This is a genomic window from Pseudonocardia lacus (genome assembly GCF_018531445.1).
Taxonomy (GTDB): domain Bacteria; phylum Actinomycetota; class Actinomycetes; order Mycobacteriales; family Pseudonocardiaceae; genus Pseudonocardia; species Pseudonocardia lacus.
Window position 1 is genome coordinate 19,201 of the sequence record NZ_JAHDTH010000059.1, and the last position, 18,045, is coordinate 37,245.

At 76.1% G+C, this 18,045-nt stretch carries 18 protein-coding genes; 11 read left to right on the forward strand and 7 right to left on the reverse strand.

Annotation, left to right across the window (positions count from 1 at the left end):
* Positions 1–24: 24 nt before the first annotated feature.
* Together KIK08_RS15010 and KIK08_RS15015 are read left to right on the forward strand one after the other, a co-directional pair.
* Positions 25–2,154, forward strand: coding sequence for a S9 family peptidase (locus tag KIK08_RS15010; protein WP_308257644.1), 2,130 nt, complete (start codon positions 25–27; stop codon positions 2,152–2,154).
* Positions 2,151–2,531, forward strand: coding sequence for an FKBP-type peptidyl-prolyl cis-trans isomerase (locus KIK08_RS15015; RefSeq protein ID WP_305849586.1), 381 nt, complete (start codon positions 2,151–2,153; stop codon positions 2,529–2,531). Before KIK08_RS15010 ends, KIK08_RS15015 begins: the two co-directional genes overlap by 4 nt.
* 43 nt (positions 2,532–2,574) lie before the next feature.
* Here the strand turns inward: KIK08_RS15015 and KIK08_RS15020 are convergent, their stop codons facing one another.
* On the reverse strand, positions 2,575–3,990 hold the full coding sequence (locus KIK08_RS15020; protein WP_214403751.1) for an MFS transporter: 1,416 nt from the start codon (positions 3,988–3,990) through the stop codon (positions 2,575–2,577).
* Positions 3,991–4,201: 211 nt separating this feature from the next.
* On the opposite strand from KIK08_RS15020, the gene KIK08_RS15025 reads away from it, so the two are divergent.
* The 4 genes from KIK08_RS15025 (at position 4,202) to KIK08_RS15040 (ending at position 6,492) form a co-directional block, all read left to right on the forward strand.
* A complete protein-coding gene (locus tag KIK08_RS15025; protein ID WP_308257646.1) occupies positions 4,202–4,714 on the forward strand; it encodes a metallophosphoesterase family protein in 513 nt (170 codons plus the stop codon).
* 7 nt (positions 4,715–4,721) lie between these two features.
* On the forward strand, positions 4,722–5,681 hold the full coding sequence (locus KIK08_RS15030; RefSeq protein ID WP_214403753.1) for a DNA polymerase domain-containing protein: 960 nt from the start codon (positions 4,722–4,724) through the stop codon (positions 5,679–5,681).
* A 136-nt stretch (positions 5,682–5,817) separates the two neighbouring features.
* Positions 5,818–6,123: an antibiotic biosynthesis monooxygenase family protein gene (locus KIK08_RS15035; protein ID WP_214403754.1), complete on the forward strand. Its 306-nt coding sequence runs from the start codon at positions 5,818–5,820 to the stop codon at positions 6,121–6,123.
* Between the two features lie 63 nt (positions 6,124–6,186).
* Complete coding sequence (locus KIK08_RS15040; protein ID WP_214403755.1) at positions 6,187–6,492, forward strand: nucleotidyltransferase family protein; 306 nt, start codon at positions 6,187–6,189, stop codon at positions 6,490–6,492.
* A 201-nt stretch (positions 6,493–6,693) separates the two neighbouring features.
* On the opposite strand, the gene KIK08_RS15045 is transcribed toward KIK08_RS15040, so the two are convergent.
* Positions 6,694–6,897, reverse strand: coding sequence for a DUF397 domain-containing protein (locus KIK08_RS15045; protein ID WP_214403756.1), 204 nt, complete (start codon positions 6,895–6,897; stop codon positions 6,694–6,696).
* Positions 6,894–7,106: a Scr1 family TA system antitoxin-like transcriptional regulator gene (locus KIK08_RS15050; protein ID WP_214403757.1), complete on the reverse strand. Its 213-nt coding sequence runs from the start codon at positions 7,104–7,106 to the stop codon at positions 6,894–6,896. Before KIK08_RS15050 ends, KIK08_RS15045 begins: the two co-directional genes overlap by 4 nt.
* A 36-nt stretch (positions 7,107–7,142) precedes the next feature.
* On the opposite strand from KIK08_RS15050, the gene KIK08_RS15055 reads away from it, so the two are divergent.
* The 3 genes from KIK08_RS15055 to KIK08_RS15065 all read left to right on the forward strand — a co-directional run bounded on the left by KIK08_RS15055 (position 7,143) and on the right by KIK08_RS15065 (position 11,192).
* Positions 7,143–7,355 carry a hypothetical protein gene (locus KIK08_RS15055; protein ID WP_214403758.1) on the forward strand — a complete coding sequence of 71 codons (213 nt, stop codon included), beginning with the start codon at positions 7,143–7,145 and terminating at the stop codon, positions 7,353–7,355.
* 115 nt (positions 7,356–7,470) lie between these two features.
* On the forward strand, positions 7,471–10,281 hold the full coding sequence (locus tag KIK08_RS15060) for an alpha/beta fold hydrolase (protein ID WP_214403759.1): 2,811 nt from the start codon (positions 7,471–7,473) through the stop codon (positions 10,279–10,281).
* A complete protein-coding gene (locus tag KIK08_RS15065; RefSeq protein ID WP_214403760.1) occupies positions 10,278–11,192 on the forward strand; it encodes an ABC transporter permease in 915 nt (304 codons plus the stop codon). The genes KIK08_RS15060 and KIK08_RS15065 overlap by 4 nt, the downstream gene beginning before the upstream one ends.
* An 80-nt stretch (positions 11,193–11,272) precedes the next feature.
* On the opposite strand, the gene KIK08_RS15070 is transcribed toward KIK08_RS15065, so the two are convergent.
* Complete coding sequence (locus KIK08_RS15070; RefSeq protein WP_214403761.1) at positions 11,273–11,485, reverse strand: MerR family transcriptional regulator; 213 nt, start codon at positions 11,483–11,485, stop codon at positions 11,273–11,275.
* A 366-nt stretch (positions 11,486–11,851) separates the two neighbouring features.
* Entirely contained in the window at positions 11,852–12,784 is a 933-nt protein-coding gene (locus KIK08_RS15075) for an EamA family transporter (RefSeq protein ID WP_214403762.1), read from the reverse strand.
* 71 nt (positions 12,785–12,855) lie between these two features.
* On the opposite strand from KIK08_RS15075, the gene KIK08_RS15080 reads away from it, so the two are divergent.
* Entirely contained in the window at positions 12,856–13,767 is a 912-nt protein-coding gene (locus KIK08_RS15080; RefSeq protein WP_214403773.1) for a LysR family transcriptional regulator, read from the forward strand.
* Position 13,768: 1 nt separating this feature from the next.
* Here the strand turns inward: KIK08_RS15080 and KIK08_RS15085 are convergent, their stop codons facing one another.
* Together KIK08_RS15085 and KIK08_RS15090 are read right to left on the reverse strand one after the other, a co-directional pair.
* Positions 13,769–14,803 (reverse strand): alpha/beta fold hydrolase, encoded by a 1,035-nt coding sequence (locus KIK08_RS15085; protein ID WP_214403763.1) that lies wholly within the window; start codon positions 14,801–14,803, stop codon positions 13,769–13,771.
* Positions 14,800–15,300 carry an anthrone oxygenase family protein gene (locus KIK08_RS15090; RefSeq protein WP_214403764.1) on the reverse strand — a complete coding sequence of 167 codons (501 nt, stop codon included), beginning with the start codon at positions 15,298–15,300 and terminating at the stop codon, positions 14,800–14,802. Before KIK08_RS15090 ends, KIK08_RS15085 begins: the two co-directional genes overlap by 4 nt.
* 63 nt (positions 15,301–15,363) lie before the next feature.
* On the opposite strand from KIK08_RS15090, the gene KIK08_RS15095 reads away from it, so the two are divergent.
* Positions 15,364–18,045 (forward strand): ATP-binding protein (locus tag KIK08_RS15095; RefSeq protein WP_214403765.1); only part of this gene is annotated, 2,682 nt, incomplete at its 3' end.

The window sequence follows — 18,045 nt, forward strand, 5'->3', positions numbered from 1 at the left end:
GTACACGCGGGGCAGACTTGCCACGTGACGGACAGCTTCCCGCGCCGGCAGGCCAGGACCCGCCGGTTCACCCTCGGCGCCCCCCGCGGCGTGAACGTCTCCCCCGACGGCGAGCGGGTGGTGTTCCTGCGCAGCCGCGCCGGCACCGACCCGGTCACCTGCCTGTGGACGCTGGACGTCGCCACCGGCGAGGAGCGGCTGGTCGCCGACCCGCACGAGCTCGACGGCCGCGGCGCAGGCGACGACCTGCCCCCGGAGGAGAAGGCCCGCCGGGAGCGCAGCCGCGAGCAGGCCGGCGGCATCGTCGGCTACGCCACCGACCGGCCGGTCACCACCGCCGCGTTCGCCCTGTCCGGGCAGCTCTACGTCACCGAGTTCGCCGCCGGGCTCAGCCCGCGGCTGGTCGCGACACCGGGCGGGGTCATCGACCCGCGGCCCGACCCGTCCGGGCGCCGGGTCGCCTTCGTCAGCGGTGGTGCGCTGCACGTGCACGAGGTCGCCGCGCGGACCACGGCGCCCCTCGTCGAGCCGGACGGCCCGCAGGTCAGCTGGGGCCTGGCCGACTTCGTCGCGGCCGAGGAGATGAGCCGCATGCGCGGCTTCTGGTGGGCCCCCGACGGCGAGTCGCTGCTGGTCGCCCGGGTCGACGAGAGCCCGGTCACGCGCTGGCACATCGCCGACCCGGCCAACCCCGGCCGCACCCCCACCGTCGTCGCCTACCCGGCGGCCGGCACCCCGAACGCCCGGGTCACGGTCCACCTCGTCCGCCTGGACGGCTCCCGCGTCGCGGTCGACTGGGACGGCGAGTACCTGGCCGCCGCCGGGTGGGGCCCGGTCGGCCCGTGGATCGTCGTGCAGCCGCGCGACCAGCGCAGCGCGCTGCTGCTGGGCGTCGACCCGCAGACCGGGGCCACGACGCGGCTGCACGAGCGCACCGACCCCGTCTGGGTCGACCTCGTCGCCGGCGTGCCGGCCTGGACCGGCTCCGGTGCGCTCGTGACGGTCGCCGACGCGGAGGGGGCGCGCCGGCTCGTCGTCGGCGGCGAGGCCGTGACGCCGCCGACCCTGCAGGTCCGCGACGTGATCGACGTCGGCGGCGACACCGTGCTGTTCCGCGCCGGCACCGAGCCCACCTCGATCGGCCTCTGGACGCACGGGCCGGGCGGGCTGACCGAGCTGACGCCCGGCCGCGGGCTGCACACCGGCCGGCTGGTGGGCGGCACCCTGGTGGTGGCCCGCCACGACCTCGACAGCGACGGCGTCACCACGACCGTGCGCCGCGGCGAGGTCACCCGCACCATCGAGTCGTTCGCCGAGGCGCCCGGCCTGCTGCCCCGGGTCACCCTGCTGACGGCCGGGGAGCGGGAGCTGCCCGCCGCCGTGCTGCTGCCGTCGTGGCACGAGCCGGGCACCCCGCTGCCCGTCCTCATGGACCCCTACGGCGGGCCGCACGCCCAGCGCGTCGTGGCCAGCCGCAACGCCCACCTGACCAGCCAGTGGTTCGCCGAGCAGGGCTTCGCCGTCGTCGTCGTGGACGGGCGGGGCACGCCGGGTCGCGGGCCGGAGGTGGAGCGGGCGGTGCACCTCGACCTGGCCGCGCCGGTCCTGCAGGACCAGGTCGACGGGCTGCACGCGGTGGCGGAGCAGGTGCCCGACCTCGACCTGTCGCGCGTCGGCATCCGCGGGTGGTCGTTCGGCGGGTACCTGGCCGCGCTGGCCGTGCTGCGCCGCCCGGACGTCTTCCACGCCGCGGTCGCCGGCGCCCCGGTCACCGACTGGGCCCTCTACGACACCCACTACACCGAGCGCTACCTGGGCCACCCCGACCAGCAGCCGGATGCGTACGCGCGCTCGTCGCTGCTGGACGACGCGGCGAAGCTCAGCCGGCCGCTGCTGCTGGTGCACGGCCTCGCCGACGACAACGTCGTCGCCGCGCACACGCTGCGGCTCAGCTCGGCGCTGCTGGCCGCCGGGCGCCCGCACAGCGTGCTGCCGCTGTCCGGGGTGACCCACATGACCCCGCAGGAGGTCGTGGCCGAGAACCTGCTCCTGCTGCAGGTCGAGTTCCTGCGCGAGGCCCTGTCGGCGCCGCCGAACGGCTCTGGCAGGCTGGCCGGCTCAGTCGAATCTGGAGCAGTCGAATCTGGAGGATGAGCGTGGCCCTGCAACGACCCGAGGTCGACCCGATCGCCGGTTCCGCCCCCACCGACCTCGTCGTGACCGACATCGTCGCCGGCGACGGGCCCGAGGCCGCCGCGGGCAACACCGTCCAGGTGCACTACGTCGGCGTCGCCCACTCCACGGGCGAGGAGTTCGACGCGTCCTGGAACCGCGGTTCCACGCTGCCGTTCCGGCTCGGCGTGGGCCAGGTCATCGAGGGCTGGGACCGCGGCGTGGTCGGGATGAAGGTCGGCGGCCGGCGCCGGCTGGAGATCCCGCCGCACCTGGCGTACGGCCAGCGCGGCGCGCCCGGCGCCATCGGCCCGAACGAGACCCTGATCTTCGTGGTGGACCTGGTCGGCGTCAGCTGACACCCGCGCGGAGGGCGGGTCGACGACCCGTTCTCCGCGCCGGTCAGTGCGGGTCGCCGTAGTGGTGGTGGCCGGAGTCGGGCGCGCCCGGGTCCGGGGCACCGACACCGGCGGCGCGGTGGCGCGCCCGCCGCCACTCCACGATCCCGATCGACAGCGCCACGCAGACGGTGAGCGCGGCGATGCCGATCGCGGTGGCGGCCGCGGCCTTGAAGTCCCGGCCGTTCGTGGCCAGCACGGCGTAGAAGGTGCCGGGCAGGGCCGAGGTGCCGATCGCGGCGCCGATGCGCTGCCCGGTCTGCAGCGCCCCGCCCGCCGAGCCGGCCATGCCGACCGGCACCCGGCGCAGGGTCATGGTGGTGTTGGGCGAGATCACCCAGCCGCCGCCGATGCCGGCCACCAGCAGCGGCGCGATCACCGCGACGCCCGTCGACTCCGGCGGGGTCAGCCGGATGACCAGCGCGGTCGTCGCGAGCCCGACGACCACCATCGTCAGCCCGGTGACCGTCAGGGCCCGGCCGAACCGTTCGACCAGCCGTCCGCCGATCACCGACGAGGCCGCCGAGCCGAGCGCGAACGAGGTGACCACGAGGCCGGACTGCAGCGGCGTGTAGCCCAGCCCGGCCTGGAAGAACAGCGCGAACACCAGCCAGATGCCGCTGAACCCGACGAAGTAGGCCATGCCGAGCGCGGCCCCGGTGCCGTAGCCGGCGGTCCCGGTGAGCAGCTTGATGTTCAGCAGCGGCTCGCGGCCGCGGCGGGTCATCCGGTACTCCCAGGCCACGAACGCGGCCAGCAGCCCGGCCCCCACCGGGAACAGCCACCACAGCCGGGCCAGCCCGCCGGCCTCGGCCAGCACGAGCGGCAGCATCACGGCGAGCACACCCGCGCCGACCAGGGCACCGCCCAGGTAGTCGATCTCGGCGCGCTTCCCGCTGCCGCCGCCGCGCGGCAGCAGCCGGTAGGCCAGCACCAGCGCCACGACGCCGATCGGCACGTTCACCAGGAAGATCCACCGCCAGCCGGCCTGCTCGCCGGCCAGGGCCAGGATCACCCCGCCGGTCACCGGCCCGATGGCCGTGGAGAGCCCGACGGTGGCCCCGAAGAAGCCGAACGCCCGGCCGCGCTCGGCCCCGGAGAACAGCTGCTGGATCAGCGCCGAGTTCTGCGGGGCCATCGCCCCGGCGGCCAGGCCCTGGCACAGCCGCGCGGCGATCAGCCACCCGGTGCTCGGCGCCGCCCCGGCCAACGCGCTGAACAGCACGAACCCGCTCAGCGCCAGCATGAACAGGCGCCTGCGGCCGAACGCGTCACCCAACCGCCCGGCCGGCACGAGCGCCAGCCCGAAGGTCAGCGCGTAGCCCGAGACGACCCACTGGATCCCGGCCGCGTCGGTGCCCAGCGCGCGCTGGATCGACGGCAGCGCGACCGAGACGATGCTGACGTCGAGCAGGCTCATGAACCCCGCGGTCAGCGCGACCGACAGCGCCTTCCAGCGCCGGGGATCGGCCTCCTCGGACTGGGCGGACCGGTCCTCGGTGGCGGTGTCGGACACGCGGGGAACCTCGTTCTCGGGCGGGGTGGGGCGCCGACGGCGGTCGGCCCCGGGCACACTGTCTAACCCCACGTGCCCGAACCGGCGCGTCGGAGCACCCCGAGCGGAGGTGACGGTGCCGACACTGCTGATCGTGTCCGACACGCACCTGCCGGTGCGGGCGAAGGACCTGCCCGAGCCGGTGTGGGCGGCGGTCGACGAGGTCGACGTCGTGCTGCACGCCGGCGACTGGGTGTCCGAGCGGCTGCTCGACGAGCTGGAGGGCAGGGCGCGCCGGCTGGTCGGCGTGTACGGCAACAACGACGGTCCGGGGCTGCGCGCCCGCCTGCCCGAGGTGGCCCGCGTCGAGCTCGGCGGGGTGCGGTTCGCGATGGTCCACGAGACCGGGCAGAAGGCCGGCCGCGAGCGCCGCTGCGCCGCCGCCCACCCCGACGCCGACGTGCTCGTCTTCGGCCACAGCCACATCCCGTGGGACACCACCGCCCCCAACGGCCTGCGCCTGCTCAACCCCGGTTCCCCCACCGACCGCCGCCGCCAGCCCACGTTCACCTGGATGACAGCCGTCGCCGCCGACGGCGCGCTGACCGACGTGCGCCTGCACCACCTCGAACCCCGGAAGGTGGTGTGATGGGCCGATGGCGCGGGCGAAGACGGTCGAGGAACGCGACGGGGTCGAGCTGACCAATCTCGACCAGTCCCTGTTCGACGGGGCCGGCGCCACCAAGCGCGACCTCGTCGATTACCTCGACGCGGTGCGCGACCGCATCCTGCCCGAGCTGCGCGGCCGCGCCCTGACCGTCATGCGGGTGCGCCCCGGCCAGCAGCCGTTCATGCAGAAGAACGCGCCCAAGTACGCCCCGGAGTGGATCAGGACCGTCGGGGTCTGGGCCGAGGCCTCGCACCGCGAGGTCCACTACCCCGTCTGCGACGACCGCCGCACCCTGCTCTGGTACGCCAACCAGCGCTCGGTCGAGTACCACCCGGCGCTGATCCCGGTGGGCGAGCAGCGCGCCACCCACCTGATCCTCGACCTCGACCCGCCGGCAGGCGACGACTTCGGGCACGTGGTCCGCGCCGCCGCGCTCGTCCGGCAGGCCCTCGCCGACACCGGGCTCGCCGGCACGGTCAAGACCAGCGGCTCCAAGGGCGTGCACATCTTCGTGCCGCTGCGCGCGGACGTCGACATCGTGGACGCGGCCGCCGCCACCCGCGCCCTGGCCGCCCGCGCCGAGCGCCTCGACCCCGAGGTCGCCACCACCGCGTTCATCAAGGAGGACCGCGAGGGCAAGGTCTTCCTCGACTCGACCCGGGCCGGCGGCGCCACGGTCGTCGCCGCATACAGCCCCCGGGTGCGACCGGGCCTGCCGGTGTCGTTCCCGGTCGACTGGGACGAGCTCGACGACGTCACCCCCGCCGACTTCACCGTCGCCACGGCCGTCGAGCGCCTGGGCGAGGCCGACCCGTGGCGCGAGCGGATGCCCGAGCCGCAGGCGCTGCCGGCCGACCTGCTCGCGGAGGGCCACGAGATCCCGATCGCCCGGGTGGCGGCGATGCACGAGGGCAAGCGCCGAGCACGGGCCCGCCGGCAGAGCTGACCCTCCCTCCGGGTCGTCGCAGAGTCGGCAGGGTCGTCGCAGAGTCCACAGCACCTGCGAAGCCACGCTGCGGCTGCGAAGACGCCCGAGGTCCGACTCCGGACCGAAGCGGCCCATCCGTGCGACGATGCCGACCATGGTGCTGGAGATCGCGGACATCAAGGTCAAGGACGGGACCGCCGACGGCTTCGCCGACGCGGTGCGCGAGGGGATCAAGTACGTCTCCGACACCCCCGGCTTCCGCAGCGCCCGGCTCACCCGGGGCGTCGAGTCGCCGAACCGGTTCGTGCTGCTCATCGAGTGGGACAGCGTGGAGGCCCACAACGTCGGCTTCCGCGAGTCGGACAACTTCGGGCGCTGGCGCGGGGTGATCGGCCCGTTCCTGGACGGCGCCCCGTACGTCGAGCACGTGGACGAGGTCCCACTGTCGATCGCCGGCTAGCCGGGAGATCGCCGCTGCGGCGGGGCGAACCTCCGCCGCCGACACGTGCGGCATCATGTCCGCGTGGAGCTGCGACCGGGTCTGGCCCTCGACGACGCCTTCGTCGCCGCGTTCGCCGCCGCCCACGGCATCCGCCGGCTCGCGCTCTTCGGCTCCGCCCCGCGCGCGGACTTCCACGCGGACAGCGACATCGACCTCCTGGTCGAGTTCGCGCCCGGACGCGCTCCCGGCCTCCTGCACCTGGCGCAGATGGAGCTCGAACCGGAGGACGCCATCGGCCGCCGGGTCGAGCTCCGCACCCCGGAAGACCTCAGCCCGCACTTCCGGGATGCGGTTGTGTCGACCGCGCGGCCGCTCTCTGCAGCCTGAGGACGCCGACCGGCTCCGGCACCTCGTCGAGGCCGCCACCAAGGCCGTGGCCCACAGCAGCGGCAAGCCACCAAGCACGTTCCGTCGCACGCGGCGATCGAGGATTGCGCGCGAGATGCGCGCTGTGCATCTTCCGAGGCCGACGGAGGTGCGTGGTGTGCATCTCGGGCGCAATGATCGGGACGCTGGCCAGCCGCCCGGTCAGCCCGAGGGGTCGAGCAGGTGGTCGAACTCGCGGCCGCGGGCGCCGTCGAGCCAGGCGGCGAACTCGGCGCGGGTGAACCGCAGCACCGGGCCCGACCGGTCCTTCGTGTCCCGCACCTCGACCAGCCCCCCGTGCGCCCTCATCTCGACGCAGGCCCCCTGCTGGTTGCTGGCCGATGCCTTGATCCAGGACGTCGTCATGTCGACCACTCTCCAATCGGTACTGCGCGTTCCATCAGGATTGACCAGACCTTCTCGTAGTCGGCGCGGTCGTGCGGCTTGTCGAGGTAGTGCGCAACCCGGTCCTCTTCCACGTAGACGACCTCGGGGTCCTCCGGGTCCTCGAACGCGAGCAGCGCCCATGAGCTGTGCCGAGGCGTGGGCCCGGCGCGGAACGGGAGGATGCGCACGCTGCTGCGCGTCGGCCCGCCGGGGAGCGCTGAGCCGTGGCCCGCGTCCGGTCGGGAGCGTCCTTCGTGCGGGTGACGAGCCCGGACGGCACGTCGCACCTGGTGGCGTTCCGCCTCTACGAGGCCGGTCTGATGAGCGGCGACGGCCGGTACGCCGCCGCGTGCGGGCGGACCGTGCTCGCCGCGTCGATGGCGGCGGCGCCCGGCCGCCCGTGCCCGCTGTGCCGGGCGAGCGTCACGCCCGACTGAGAACGCCCGACTGAGAACGCGCTGAGGCCGGCCCACCGTTGCCCCACACGCAGTCGCCTACCGTCGTCGCGTGCCCCCCGTTCTGCGTAGGCTCGCGGCTGTCGCCGTGCTGGTCATGGCCGCGTCCGCGCTCACGACGGGCGTGGCCGCCGCCGCGCCGGCCGGGGAGGTGCGCACCAGCGAGCAGCGCATCCGCACCGCCGGGGCCGACCTGGACACCACGCTCTACCTGCCGGCCGCGCTGCCGGCGCCCGCGGTGCTGGTGGCGCACGGGTTCGGGGGCAGCAAGGCCTCGGTCGACACCGACGCCCGCGAGCTGGCCGAGCGCGGGTTCGTCGCGCTGACCTGGTCCGCGCGCGGGTTCGGGGCCAGCACCGGGCAGATCGCGCTCAACGCCCCCGACGCCGAGGTCGCCGACGCCGTCGAGCTGGTCGACTGGCTCGCCGCACGTCCGGATGTGCGGCTCGACGGGCCGGGCGACCCGCGCGTCGGGGTCACCGGCGGCTCCTACGGCGGCGCGCTGTCGCTGTTGCTGGCGGGCCACGACCGGCGGGTCGACGCGCTCGCCCCGGTGATCACCTGGAACGACCTGGCCCAGGCCCTGTTCCCGAACGCGGCCGCCGCGCAACCGCCGCCGGCCGACACCCCGGCGCGCGGCGCGTTCTCCGGCGACGGGGTGTTCAAGAGCGGGTGGGCGGGGGTGTTCTTCTCGGCCGGGCTGGGCGAGGCCGACACCGGCCAGGACGAGGCCGCCGACGCCTCGGCCGCACCCCCGGCCAGCGGCGGGTCCGGCGCGGGCGCCGCGCTGCCCAGCGGCCCGGCCGCCGACCCCGCCCCGAGCGGGGCGAGTCTGCCGGCCAGCGGGCTGCCGGCCAACTGCGGGCGGTTCACCGCCGAGGTCTGCACCGCCTACACGGAGGCGGCGACCACCGGGCGCCTGTCCGCGGGCATGGCCGAACTGCTGCGCCGCTCCTCCCCCGCCACCGTCACCGACCGCATCACCGCGCCGGCGCTCATCGTGCAGGGCGAGGCCGACACCCTGTTCGGGCTCGACCAGGCCGACGCCAACGCCCGCCAGATCGCCGCCGCCGGCGGTCCGGTCAAGGTCATCTGGTACTCGGGCGGCCACGACGGCGGCCCGCCCGGCGAGCCGCTGCGCGGCGAGATCGGCGACTGGTTCGACTTCCACCTGGCCGGGCGCGGCGACGACCCGGGAACCGGCTTCGGCTACACCGTCGTCAGCGGCGTGCGCGGCGGCAGCAACACCCCGACCACCCGCTCGCTGCTGGCCCCGGAGTACCCGGGCCTGCCCGGCCGCGGGGAGCTGCGGGCGCGGAGCCTGCCGCTGCAGGGCGACCCGCAGCTCGTGGTGCGCCCGGCCGGCGGCAACCCGGCGGCGATCACCGCGCTGCCCGGCCTCGGCGGGGCCCTCGGCGCGCTCGGCGGGCGGGTCACCGCCTTCACCGCGGAGCTGCCCGGGCAGTCCGCGCAGTTCCGCACGGCCCCGTTCGAGACGTCCACGCTGGTCACCGGCGCACCCCGGGTGCAGCTGGCGCTGGCCAGGCTGCCCGGCCAGCCGGCACCCGCCGACGCGGTGCTGTTCGCGAAGGTCTACGAGGTCGCCCCCGCCGGCACGCGCACGCTGCTGGGCAGCGCGGTGGCCCCGTTCCGGATCGCCGTCCCCGCCGACGGCAGCCCGGTCACCACCACCGTCACGCTGCCCGGCGTCGTCGCCCCGATCGAGTCCGGCAACTCGCTCATGGTCTCGGTCAGCACCACCGACCAGGGCTACGCGGGCGGCGTCGAGCCCGCGGTGTGGCTGGTCGGCACCGGGCCGGACGCGGCCCTCACCGTGCCCGAGGTGCCCGGCGAGAACGTCACGGCCAGCACCGTCCCGATCGGGCCGCTGGTCGGCATCGGCGTGGTCCTGGCGCTGGCGCTGCTCGGGTGGGTGGCCGGCCGCGTCCACGGCCGCCGCCGCGCCCGGGCCGCCGCACCCACCGACCCGGCCGCCGCCGAGGTGCCCCTGCGCATCCGCGACCTGGCCAAGACCTACCGCGGCGGCTTCAGCGCGGTGAAGGACGTCTCGTTCGACGTCCGGCGCGGGATGGTGCTGGGCCTGCTCGGCCCCAACGGCGCCGGCAAGACCACCGTGCTGCGGATGCTGATGGGCCTGATCACGCCAACGGCGGGCAGCATCTCGGCGTTCGGCGAGCGGGTCGGTCCCGGCTCGCCGGTGCTGGCCCGGATCGGGGCCTTCGTGGAGGGCCCCGGCTTCCTGCCGCACCTGTCCGGCGCGGACAACCTGCGGCTCTACTGGGCGGCCACCGGGCGCCCCGAGGCCGAGGCGCACCTGGGCGAGGCGCTGGAGATCGCCGGGCTGGGCGATTCGGTGCACCGCCGGGTCGGCACCTACAGCCAGGGCATGCGCCAGCGCCTGGCCATCGCCCAGGCGATGCTGGGGCTGCCCGAGCTGCTGGTGCTCGACGAACCCACCAACGGGCTCGACCCGCCCCAGATCCACGCCATGCGCGAGCTGCTGCGCCGCTACGCGCAGGGCGGGCGCACGGTGCTGGTCTCCAGCCACCTGCTGGCCGAGGTCGAGCAGACCTGCACCCACGTGGTCGTCATGCACAAGGGCCGGGTCGTCGCCGACGGCACCGTCGACGAGATCATGGCCGGCGGCGGCGCGGCGACCTTCGCCGTCGACGCGCCCGAGCGGGCCGCGGCCGTGCTGGGCGCGCTCGACGGGGTGCGCTCGGTCGAGGTCGGCACCGGCGCCGTGCACGCGGAGCTGAACGGCACCCCGCGCGCCTCCGCGGTGCGCGCGCTGGTCACCGCCGGGGTCGACGTGACCTCGGCCGGGCCGCGCCGCCGCCTGGAGGACGCGTTCCTGCAGCTGGTCGGGGAGGACACGACACCGTGACGGACCACTCCGCCGATCCCGGCGACCTGCCGTCCACCGTGCGCGGCACCGTCGGTGCGCTCGCCGCCGACGGCCCCCCGTCGGCCCCGTACCGCCCCGGTCGGACGCTGCCGCTGCGCGTCGAGCTGGTCCGCCAGCTGCGCAGGCGCCGCACCCAGGTCGCGTTCGGGCTCACGGCGCTGCTGCCGGTGATCCTGTGGGCGGCGTTCTCGCTCACCGACGACGGCCCGCCCACCGGGTCGCTGAACCTCGTCGACCTGGCCATGGGCAGCGGCACCAACTTCGCCACCTTCGCCCTGTTCGCCTCGGCGTCGTTCCTGCTGGTCGTGGTCGTCGCGCTGTTCTTCGGCGACACCGTGGCCGCCGAGGCGTCCTGGTCGAGCCTGCGCTACCTGCTGGCCGCGCCGATCCCGCGGGCCCGGCTGCTGCGCCAGAAGGCGGTCGTGGCCGGCGTCCTGTCCACCGCGGTGCTGCTGGTGCTGCCGGTGGTGGCGCTGGTCGTGGGCACCCTCGCCTACGGGGGCGGCGACCTCGTCTCGCCCACCGGCGAGTCCCTGGACTACTGGACGGCCGTCGGGCGGGTGCTGCTCGGTGCCATCTACGTGGCCGTGCAGCTGAGCTGGGTGGCCGCGCTCGCGACGCTGCTGTCGGTGTCCACCGACGCCCCGCTGGGCGCGGTGGGCGGTGCGGTGATGGTGGCCATCGTCTCGCAGATCCTCAACCAGATCACCGCGTTGGAGGACCTGCGCGACTACCTGCCCACCCGCTACGCCACCGCGTGGGCCGACCTGCTGTCGTCCCAGATCGACTGGGCCGGGATGACCCGCGGGCTGTTCTCGGCGCTGACCTACGCCCTGGTCTTCTGGGCCGCCGCGGTGTGGCGGTTCCAGCGCAAGGACGTCACCAGCTGAGCGGGGCGGGCAGCGGCCCGGCTCCTCGCCGTCGGCGCGGGAACGGGGTGACCGCGCCCGGGCCGCGGGCACTCATCGCATCAGGTCGGCTCCTCGTCGGCGCGCTCGCGCTGGGCGATCGCGCGCAGCTGCGCGCGGACGTCGGACTCCACCCACCGCGCCTGGCCCCCGACCGTCAGCAGTTCGGGTGTGATCCACCCTTCCTGCCGCCAGCGCTGCAGGGTCCGGGCCGCGATGTTGAGCCGACGGGCCAGCTGAGCCGTCGTGAGCAAGCTGGGTCGTTCGTCGGGCACGGGTATCACCCTATGTGGCGACCCGGCGACGGTGTCGTCTCCAGACGGCAATGAGCGGCAACATGACCGAAGAGCGCCGGAACGGCTCAGCGGTCCTGCGCCAAAGCGCGCACACCCGGTGCGGCCGACGTCGTCACAAGGCGCTGACCGAAAGGTCGGGCAGCTCGACGCGCACCTGTGGAGCGAGCCGGTAGGGCGGGCGAGCAGCAGCAGGATCTCGGCGTGGCGGGTCGACAGCGGGTGCACCCACTCGGTGCCGCCGCGCGGGCGGGCCCGGGCCAAATCGCGCAGATCGCCTCGTCCATGGCGCCTCCCCCGGCCACACTAGGCAGTCGCCGTGGTGGCCGCCACATCGGCCGGGGCCCGCTACGGCCGCGCGACAGCCACGGCGACGGCCTCCTCCGGCCGGGTGCGGGTGGCGGGGGGCCGGGGCGTGCCCAGCAGCACCCCGCCGACGATCACCACCGCGGAGACCAGCTCGACCGCGCTGGGCCGCTCCCCCAGCACCGCCGCGGCCACCGCCATGCCGACCACCGGCACCAGCAGCGAGTACGGCGCCACGACGCCGGCCGGGTGCTTGCGCATCAGCACCGTCCAGACGCCCGAGCCGACCAGCGTGCCCAGCACGACGGTGTAGGCCAGCCCCAGCAGCCCGGGGACACCGGCGGGGGTCACCGCAGCCGCGAACGCCGTGCCCCACGCGTGCGGCCCCTCCACCAGCCAGGACGCGGCCAGCAGCGGCAGCGGCGGCACCACCGCCATCCACATCACCAGCGACATCGGGTTCACCGGGCCGCGCGCGTCGCGCAGGGCCAGCCGGTTGGCCAGGTTGCCGAACGCCCAGCCCAGCGCGCCCAGCAGGGTCAGCACGACCGGCAGCAGCGCCGCCGTCTGCGCCCGGGCCACCGCGATGGCCGCCAGGCCGAGCACCGCCAGCCCGATGCCGACGCCCTGGCGCGGGGTGAGCCGCTCCCGCAGCAGCACCGCGCCGAGCAGGACGGTGAACGGGGCCGAGGCCTGCAGCACCAGCGAGGCCAGCCCGGTCGGCATCCCGATCCGCATCGCCACGAACAGGAAGACGAACTGCAGGGTCCCGAAGCCGACGCCGTAGGCGAGCAGCCAGCGCAGCGGGACCGGCGGGCGGGGCACGAACAGCAGCGCGGGCACCGCCATCACCACGAACCGCACCGCGGCCAGCAGCAGCGGCGGCCAGTGCTCGAGGCTGATGTGGATGGCGAGGAAGTTGACGCCCCACAGCACGGCGACGAAGCAGGCCAGCAGGCGGTCCCGGGTGGTCACGCCCCCACGTTGCGCCGCGTCGACTACGAAGACAATCGACAAAGTCTTCATGGTCTCTTTAGATGAGCTGCATGGACGTCCAGCGGTTGCGGGTGCTGCGGGAGCTGGCCGACCGCGGCTCGGTGACGGCCGTGGCCGAGGCGCTGTCGTTCACCCCGTCGGCGATCTCCCAGCAGCTGCGTGCGCTCGCCGAGGAGGTCGGCATGGCGCTCACCGAGCCGCACGGCCGCGGGGTGCGGCTGACCGAGGCCGGCCGGGTACTGGCCGTCGAGGCCGAGGCCGTGCTCACCGCGATGGCCCGGGCCGACGCCGCGGTCGACCGGCTGCGCACCACCCCGCACGGGCTCGTCCGCGCGGCGATGTTCCCCTCCGGCGCCCGGATGATGCTGCCCGGCCTGCTCAGCCGCCTCGCCGGCGTGCCCGACGTCGAGTTGCGGTGCCGCGACGTCGACCTCACCCCCGCGACCGTGCCGGCGCTCAGCGCGGACCACGACGTCGTGGTCAGCCACCGCGACGAGGCCATGGACAGCCCCTACGCCGCCACCCGGCTCGTCGTGCCACTGCTGCGCGAACCGCTGGACGTGGCGCTGCCCCCGGGCCACCCGCTGGCCCGGCGCAGGCGGCTGCGCCTCGACGAACTGGCCGACCAGCCGTGGATCAGCGTCTCGGTGGGCTGGCCCGTCGACGACGTGCTGCGCACCCTCGCCCTGCGCACCGGCACTTCCCCGCGGGTGGTGCAGCGGGTCAACGACTTCTCGGTGACCGAGGAGCTGGTCGCGGCCGGGCACGGCATCGCCCTGCTGCCGCGCTACTCCACCGACGACCGCGGCGGGCGGCGGCTGCTGCGCCGCCCGCTGGCCGGGGTGCGCGCCGCCCGCCTCATCGAGGCCGTGCTGCGCCCCAGCGCCGCCGAGCGGCCCGCCGTCCGCGTCGTGCTCGACGCGCTGCGCGCGGAGGCCGACGCGGTGGTCGCCCGCGGCTGACTCAGGGCCGGTGCCGGTCCAGGAACGCGCGGACCGCCGACTGCGCGGACGCCGACCCCGGGCCGAGCCAGAAGCCGAGGTGGTCGTCGTCGGGCAGCCACAGGTGCTCGGCGCCGGGGATCGCGGCGGCCGCGTGCTCGCCGTCGGCGAAGGGCACGTCGCCGTCGCGGGTGCCGTGCACGACCAGCGTCGGGGCGGTGACCCGGTCCAGCGGGGGCGGGACGCGGGCCAGCTCGGCGTCGTTCGCGGTGCCGGCCTGCCGGTCGGCGTAGGGGAAGGTGGTGTCCAGCATCGCCGCGAAGAACTCCCGGACGGGCGGGGTGCCCAGGACGTGCTCCGCCCGAGCGGCCTGCTGCTCGTCGGTGAAGGTGCTGGTCTCGGCCAGGGTGCCGGTGAGCACGGTGCTCAAGGAGAGTTCGGCGGTCAGCCGCACCAGCTTCTGGCCCACCGAGCTCATGAACACCGCGCGCACGGGGTTCGACGGCGCGCCCGGCGGCTTCGGTCGGCTGGTCGCGGCGACCGCGACAAGTCCCCACACCCGGTCCGGGTGCCGCGCGGCGAACGCGTAGGCCACCGGACCGCCCGCGGAGGCGGCGAACACGCCGACCCGGTCGATGCCCAGCTCGTCGAGCAGCGCGGCGAGCAGGTCGGCCTGCGCGTCCGGGGTCCGGCCGTTGTCGAGCGGGGTTCCCAGGTAGCCCGGCCGGGACGGGCTCAGGACCCGGTAGCCCGCCGGGCGCAGCCAGTCGGCGAACAGCCGGCCCTGGTCGGCGCCGCCGGCGCCGGCGTGCACGGACAGCACCACGGGCCCGCCGCTGCCGGCCAGGTCGTACTCGACCGGGCCGAGCCGGGTCTGCGCCGTGCGCAGGTCGAGCCGGACGCCGGGCAGCAGCTCGCGGCGCGGGTCGGTGTCGATCCCGCCGTCCCACACCAGCAGGGCCGCCACGGCCAGCGCGGGCAGGCCGACGAGCACCGCCACCACCGCCACGACGACCCGGCGCACCCGGCGCGGTCCGGGACCTGTCCTGGTGCTCACCGCGCCATCTCGACCGGACGCGGGGCCCGCACAGCCGCCGACGCCAGCGCCACCACGAGCACGACAAAGGCCGCCACCGCGGTGGTCAGGCGGAGGTCGTTGAGCACACCCCAGTACCGCAGCCGCTCGACGTAGTCGGGGGCCGGGCCGGTGGCCAGCCACGCGCGCACCTCGTCGTTCGCCGGGACGTTGCCGAAGCGGGTGACCGCGGCCGTGACCGCGGTCAGCACCGCCGCACCCGCCGCGGCGACGCGCAGCCGGCCGCGGGCGGCGAGCGCCAACCACACCGCCCCGACGAAGCCGATCCCCATCAGCACCGGCATGACCAGTCCGTTGGCCCCGAAGAGCGCCACCCGGAAGGTGAGGTGGACGTCGAGCGGCACGGCCTCGAAGGTGGGCACCACGTTCACGCGCCCGTAGGACAAAGCCCCGGCCAGGATGCCCGAGGGCACCACCGCGGCCACCGTGGCGGCCAGGAGGTTCGCAGATCGTTCCATGGCGTCAGGCTGGCCGGCGGCGCACACGGATCGCACACACGGCCGGACTGGCAGAGTGGCCGCGTGCAGGTGGGGATCCTCGGGCCGCTGGAGGTCCGGGACGCGGGCACCGCGGTCGCGCTGCGCGGGGCGCGGGTGCGCACGCTGCTGGCCCGGCTCGCGCTGGACAACGGACGCGCGGTGCCGGTGGGCGCGCTGGCCGACGCGCTCTGGCCGGCCCGGACCGACACCCGGCACGCGCTGCACTCGCTGATGACCCGGCTGCGCGGCGCGCTCCCCGACCCCGACGCGATCCGCACGCTGCCCGGCGGCTACCGGTTGGACCTACCGCCGGACGCGGTGGACGCCGTCCGCTTCGAGCGGCTGGCCCGCGACGGCCGCGAGGCGCTGCACGCGGGGCGGCCCGACACCGCGGCCGCGCACCTGCGCGCGGCGCTGCGGCTGTGGCGCGGCGATGCGCTGGCCGACCTGCCGGACGTCCCGTTCGCCGTGGCCGCCGCCGACCGGCTCGACGAGCTGCGGCTCACCGCCCGCGAGGACCTCGCCGACGCCGCGCTGCGCTCCGGTGCCGATCCGGCCGGTGTGGTCGCCGACCTGCACGCCCTCACCTCGGCGCACCGCACCCGGGAACGCGCGCACGCGCTGCTGCTGCGCGCGCTGCACGCGGACGGCCGCACCGCCGAGGCCCTGGCCCACTACGCCCGGGTGCGCGCCGGCCTCGCCGACCGGCTCGGCGCCGATCCGTCACCCGAGCTGCGCGCCGCGCACCTCGCCGTGCTGCGCGCCGAGCGCCCCCAGGCCCGGCTCCCCCTGCCGCTGACCAGCTTCGTCGGCCGGGAGACCGAGCTGGCGCTGGTCGCCGCACGGCTCGCCGGCCACCGGCTGGTCACGCTGACCGGACCGGGCGGCGCGGGCAAGACCCGGCTCGCCGTCGCCGCGGCCGCCGACCGCGCCGGCGACGCCGTGCTGGTGGAGCTCGCCGGGCTGACCGACCCGTACGGCGTCGGCCCGACCGTGCGCGCCGCGCTCGGCACGGCCGCGGAGGACGTCCTGCTCGTGCTGGACAACGCCGAGCACCTCCTCGACCCGGTGGCCGTCGTGGTCGAGGATCTGCTCCAGCGGCACCCGGGGCTGCGCGTGCTCGCGACCTCGCGGGAACCGCTGGGGATCGCCGGCGAGGCCGTCGTGCCGGTGCCGCCGCTGCCCGTCCCGCCGGCCGGCGCACCGCCGGACGAGCTGGCGACGAGCCCGGCGGTGCGGCTGTTCGCCGATCGCGCCGCCGCCGCGAGCCCGGCGTTCGCGCTGGGCCCGGAGCTCGTCCACCGGGTCGCCGAGCTCTGCCGCCGGCTCGACGGGCTGCCGCTGGCGATCGAGCTGGCCGCGGCCCGCGCGCGCTCGGTCCCGGTCGAGCACCTGGCCACCCTGCTCGACGACCGGTTCGCCGTCCTCGGCGGCGGTCGGGCGGCGCCGCCGCACCACCGGACCCTGGCCGCGGTCGTCGCCCGCAGCTGGGACCTGCTCGACGACGACGAGCGCGCGCTGGTCGAGGCCCTGTCCGTGTTCCCCGCCACGATCACCCCGACGGCCGCGGAGAGCGTCGGACGGCCGTCGGCGCCGGTCGCGGCGCTGCTGACCGCGCTCGTCGACAAGTCGCTGCTGCAACCGGTGACCGGGCCCGAGCTGCGCTACCGGATGCTGGAGACGATCCGCGAGTACGGGGTGCGCCGGCTCGGCTCCCGGGTGCCGGCCGCACGGGCCGCGCACGCCCGGTACTTCCTGGACGTGGCCGAGGCCGCCGTGCCCGACCTGCGCGGCCCCGACCAGCTGCGGCACCTGCCGGCCCTGCTGGCCGACCGGGACAACCTGCTGGGCGCCCTGCGCCGCACCGTCGACGGCGGCGAGGTCGACACCGCCGTCCGGCTGGCCTCGGCGATGTCGTTCCCGCTCACCCTGCACGGCGACCACGCCGAGGCGGCCCGGCTGCTGCGCACCGCGCTCGACCTGCCCGGCGCGCCGTCCGCCCGGGGGCACCCGGCGGCCGTGGCCGGCTACCTCCTCAACTCGCTGCTCGCCGGCACCACCCCGGCCGGGCTCGACCGGTTCCGTCCCGCCGCCGGCACCGACCACCCGTCCGCGTACGCGATCGGGCCCCTGCTGGCGGTGCTGTCGGGCGACCCCGACGGCCCTCCCCTGCCCGCCGCACCGCCGTCCCGGACGACCCCGTGGGGCCGGGCCCTGTACTGGCTGCTCCGCGCGCTCGTGCGCGACCACGGGGGCGACCTCCGCCGCACCGCCGACGACCTGGCCACCGCCGCCGAGCGCTTCGCCGAGGTCGGCGAGCGCTGGGGGCTGAGCACCGCGCTGACCCGCCTCGGTGTCGCCCGCCTCCGCCTCGGCGAGCACGCCGGCGCGGTCGAGGCGCTGCACGGGGCTCGCATCCCGGCCGCGGAGCTGGGTCGCGACGACCACCAGCGGATCCGGATCGCCGCCGCCCACGAGCACGCCGGCGACCCGGACGCGGCCCGCGCGGAACTCGCCGCCGTCCTCGCCCGCGCACCCGCCGCGCACGACCTGGCCGACGCCCACCTGCGGCTCGGCGACCTGCACCGCCGCCGCGGCGACCTCGACGGCGCCGACCGCGAGTACCGCGACGCCGAGCGGGTCGCCGGGCTGAACGGCGAACCCACCCGCCCCTTCCGCTCCGCGCACCGCACCGCCCGCGCCCACCTCGCCCTCGCCCGGGCC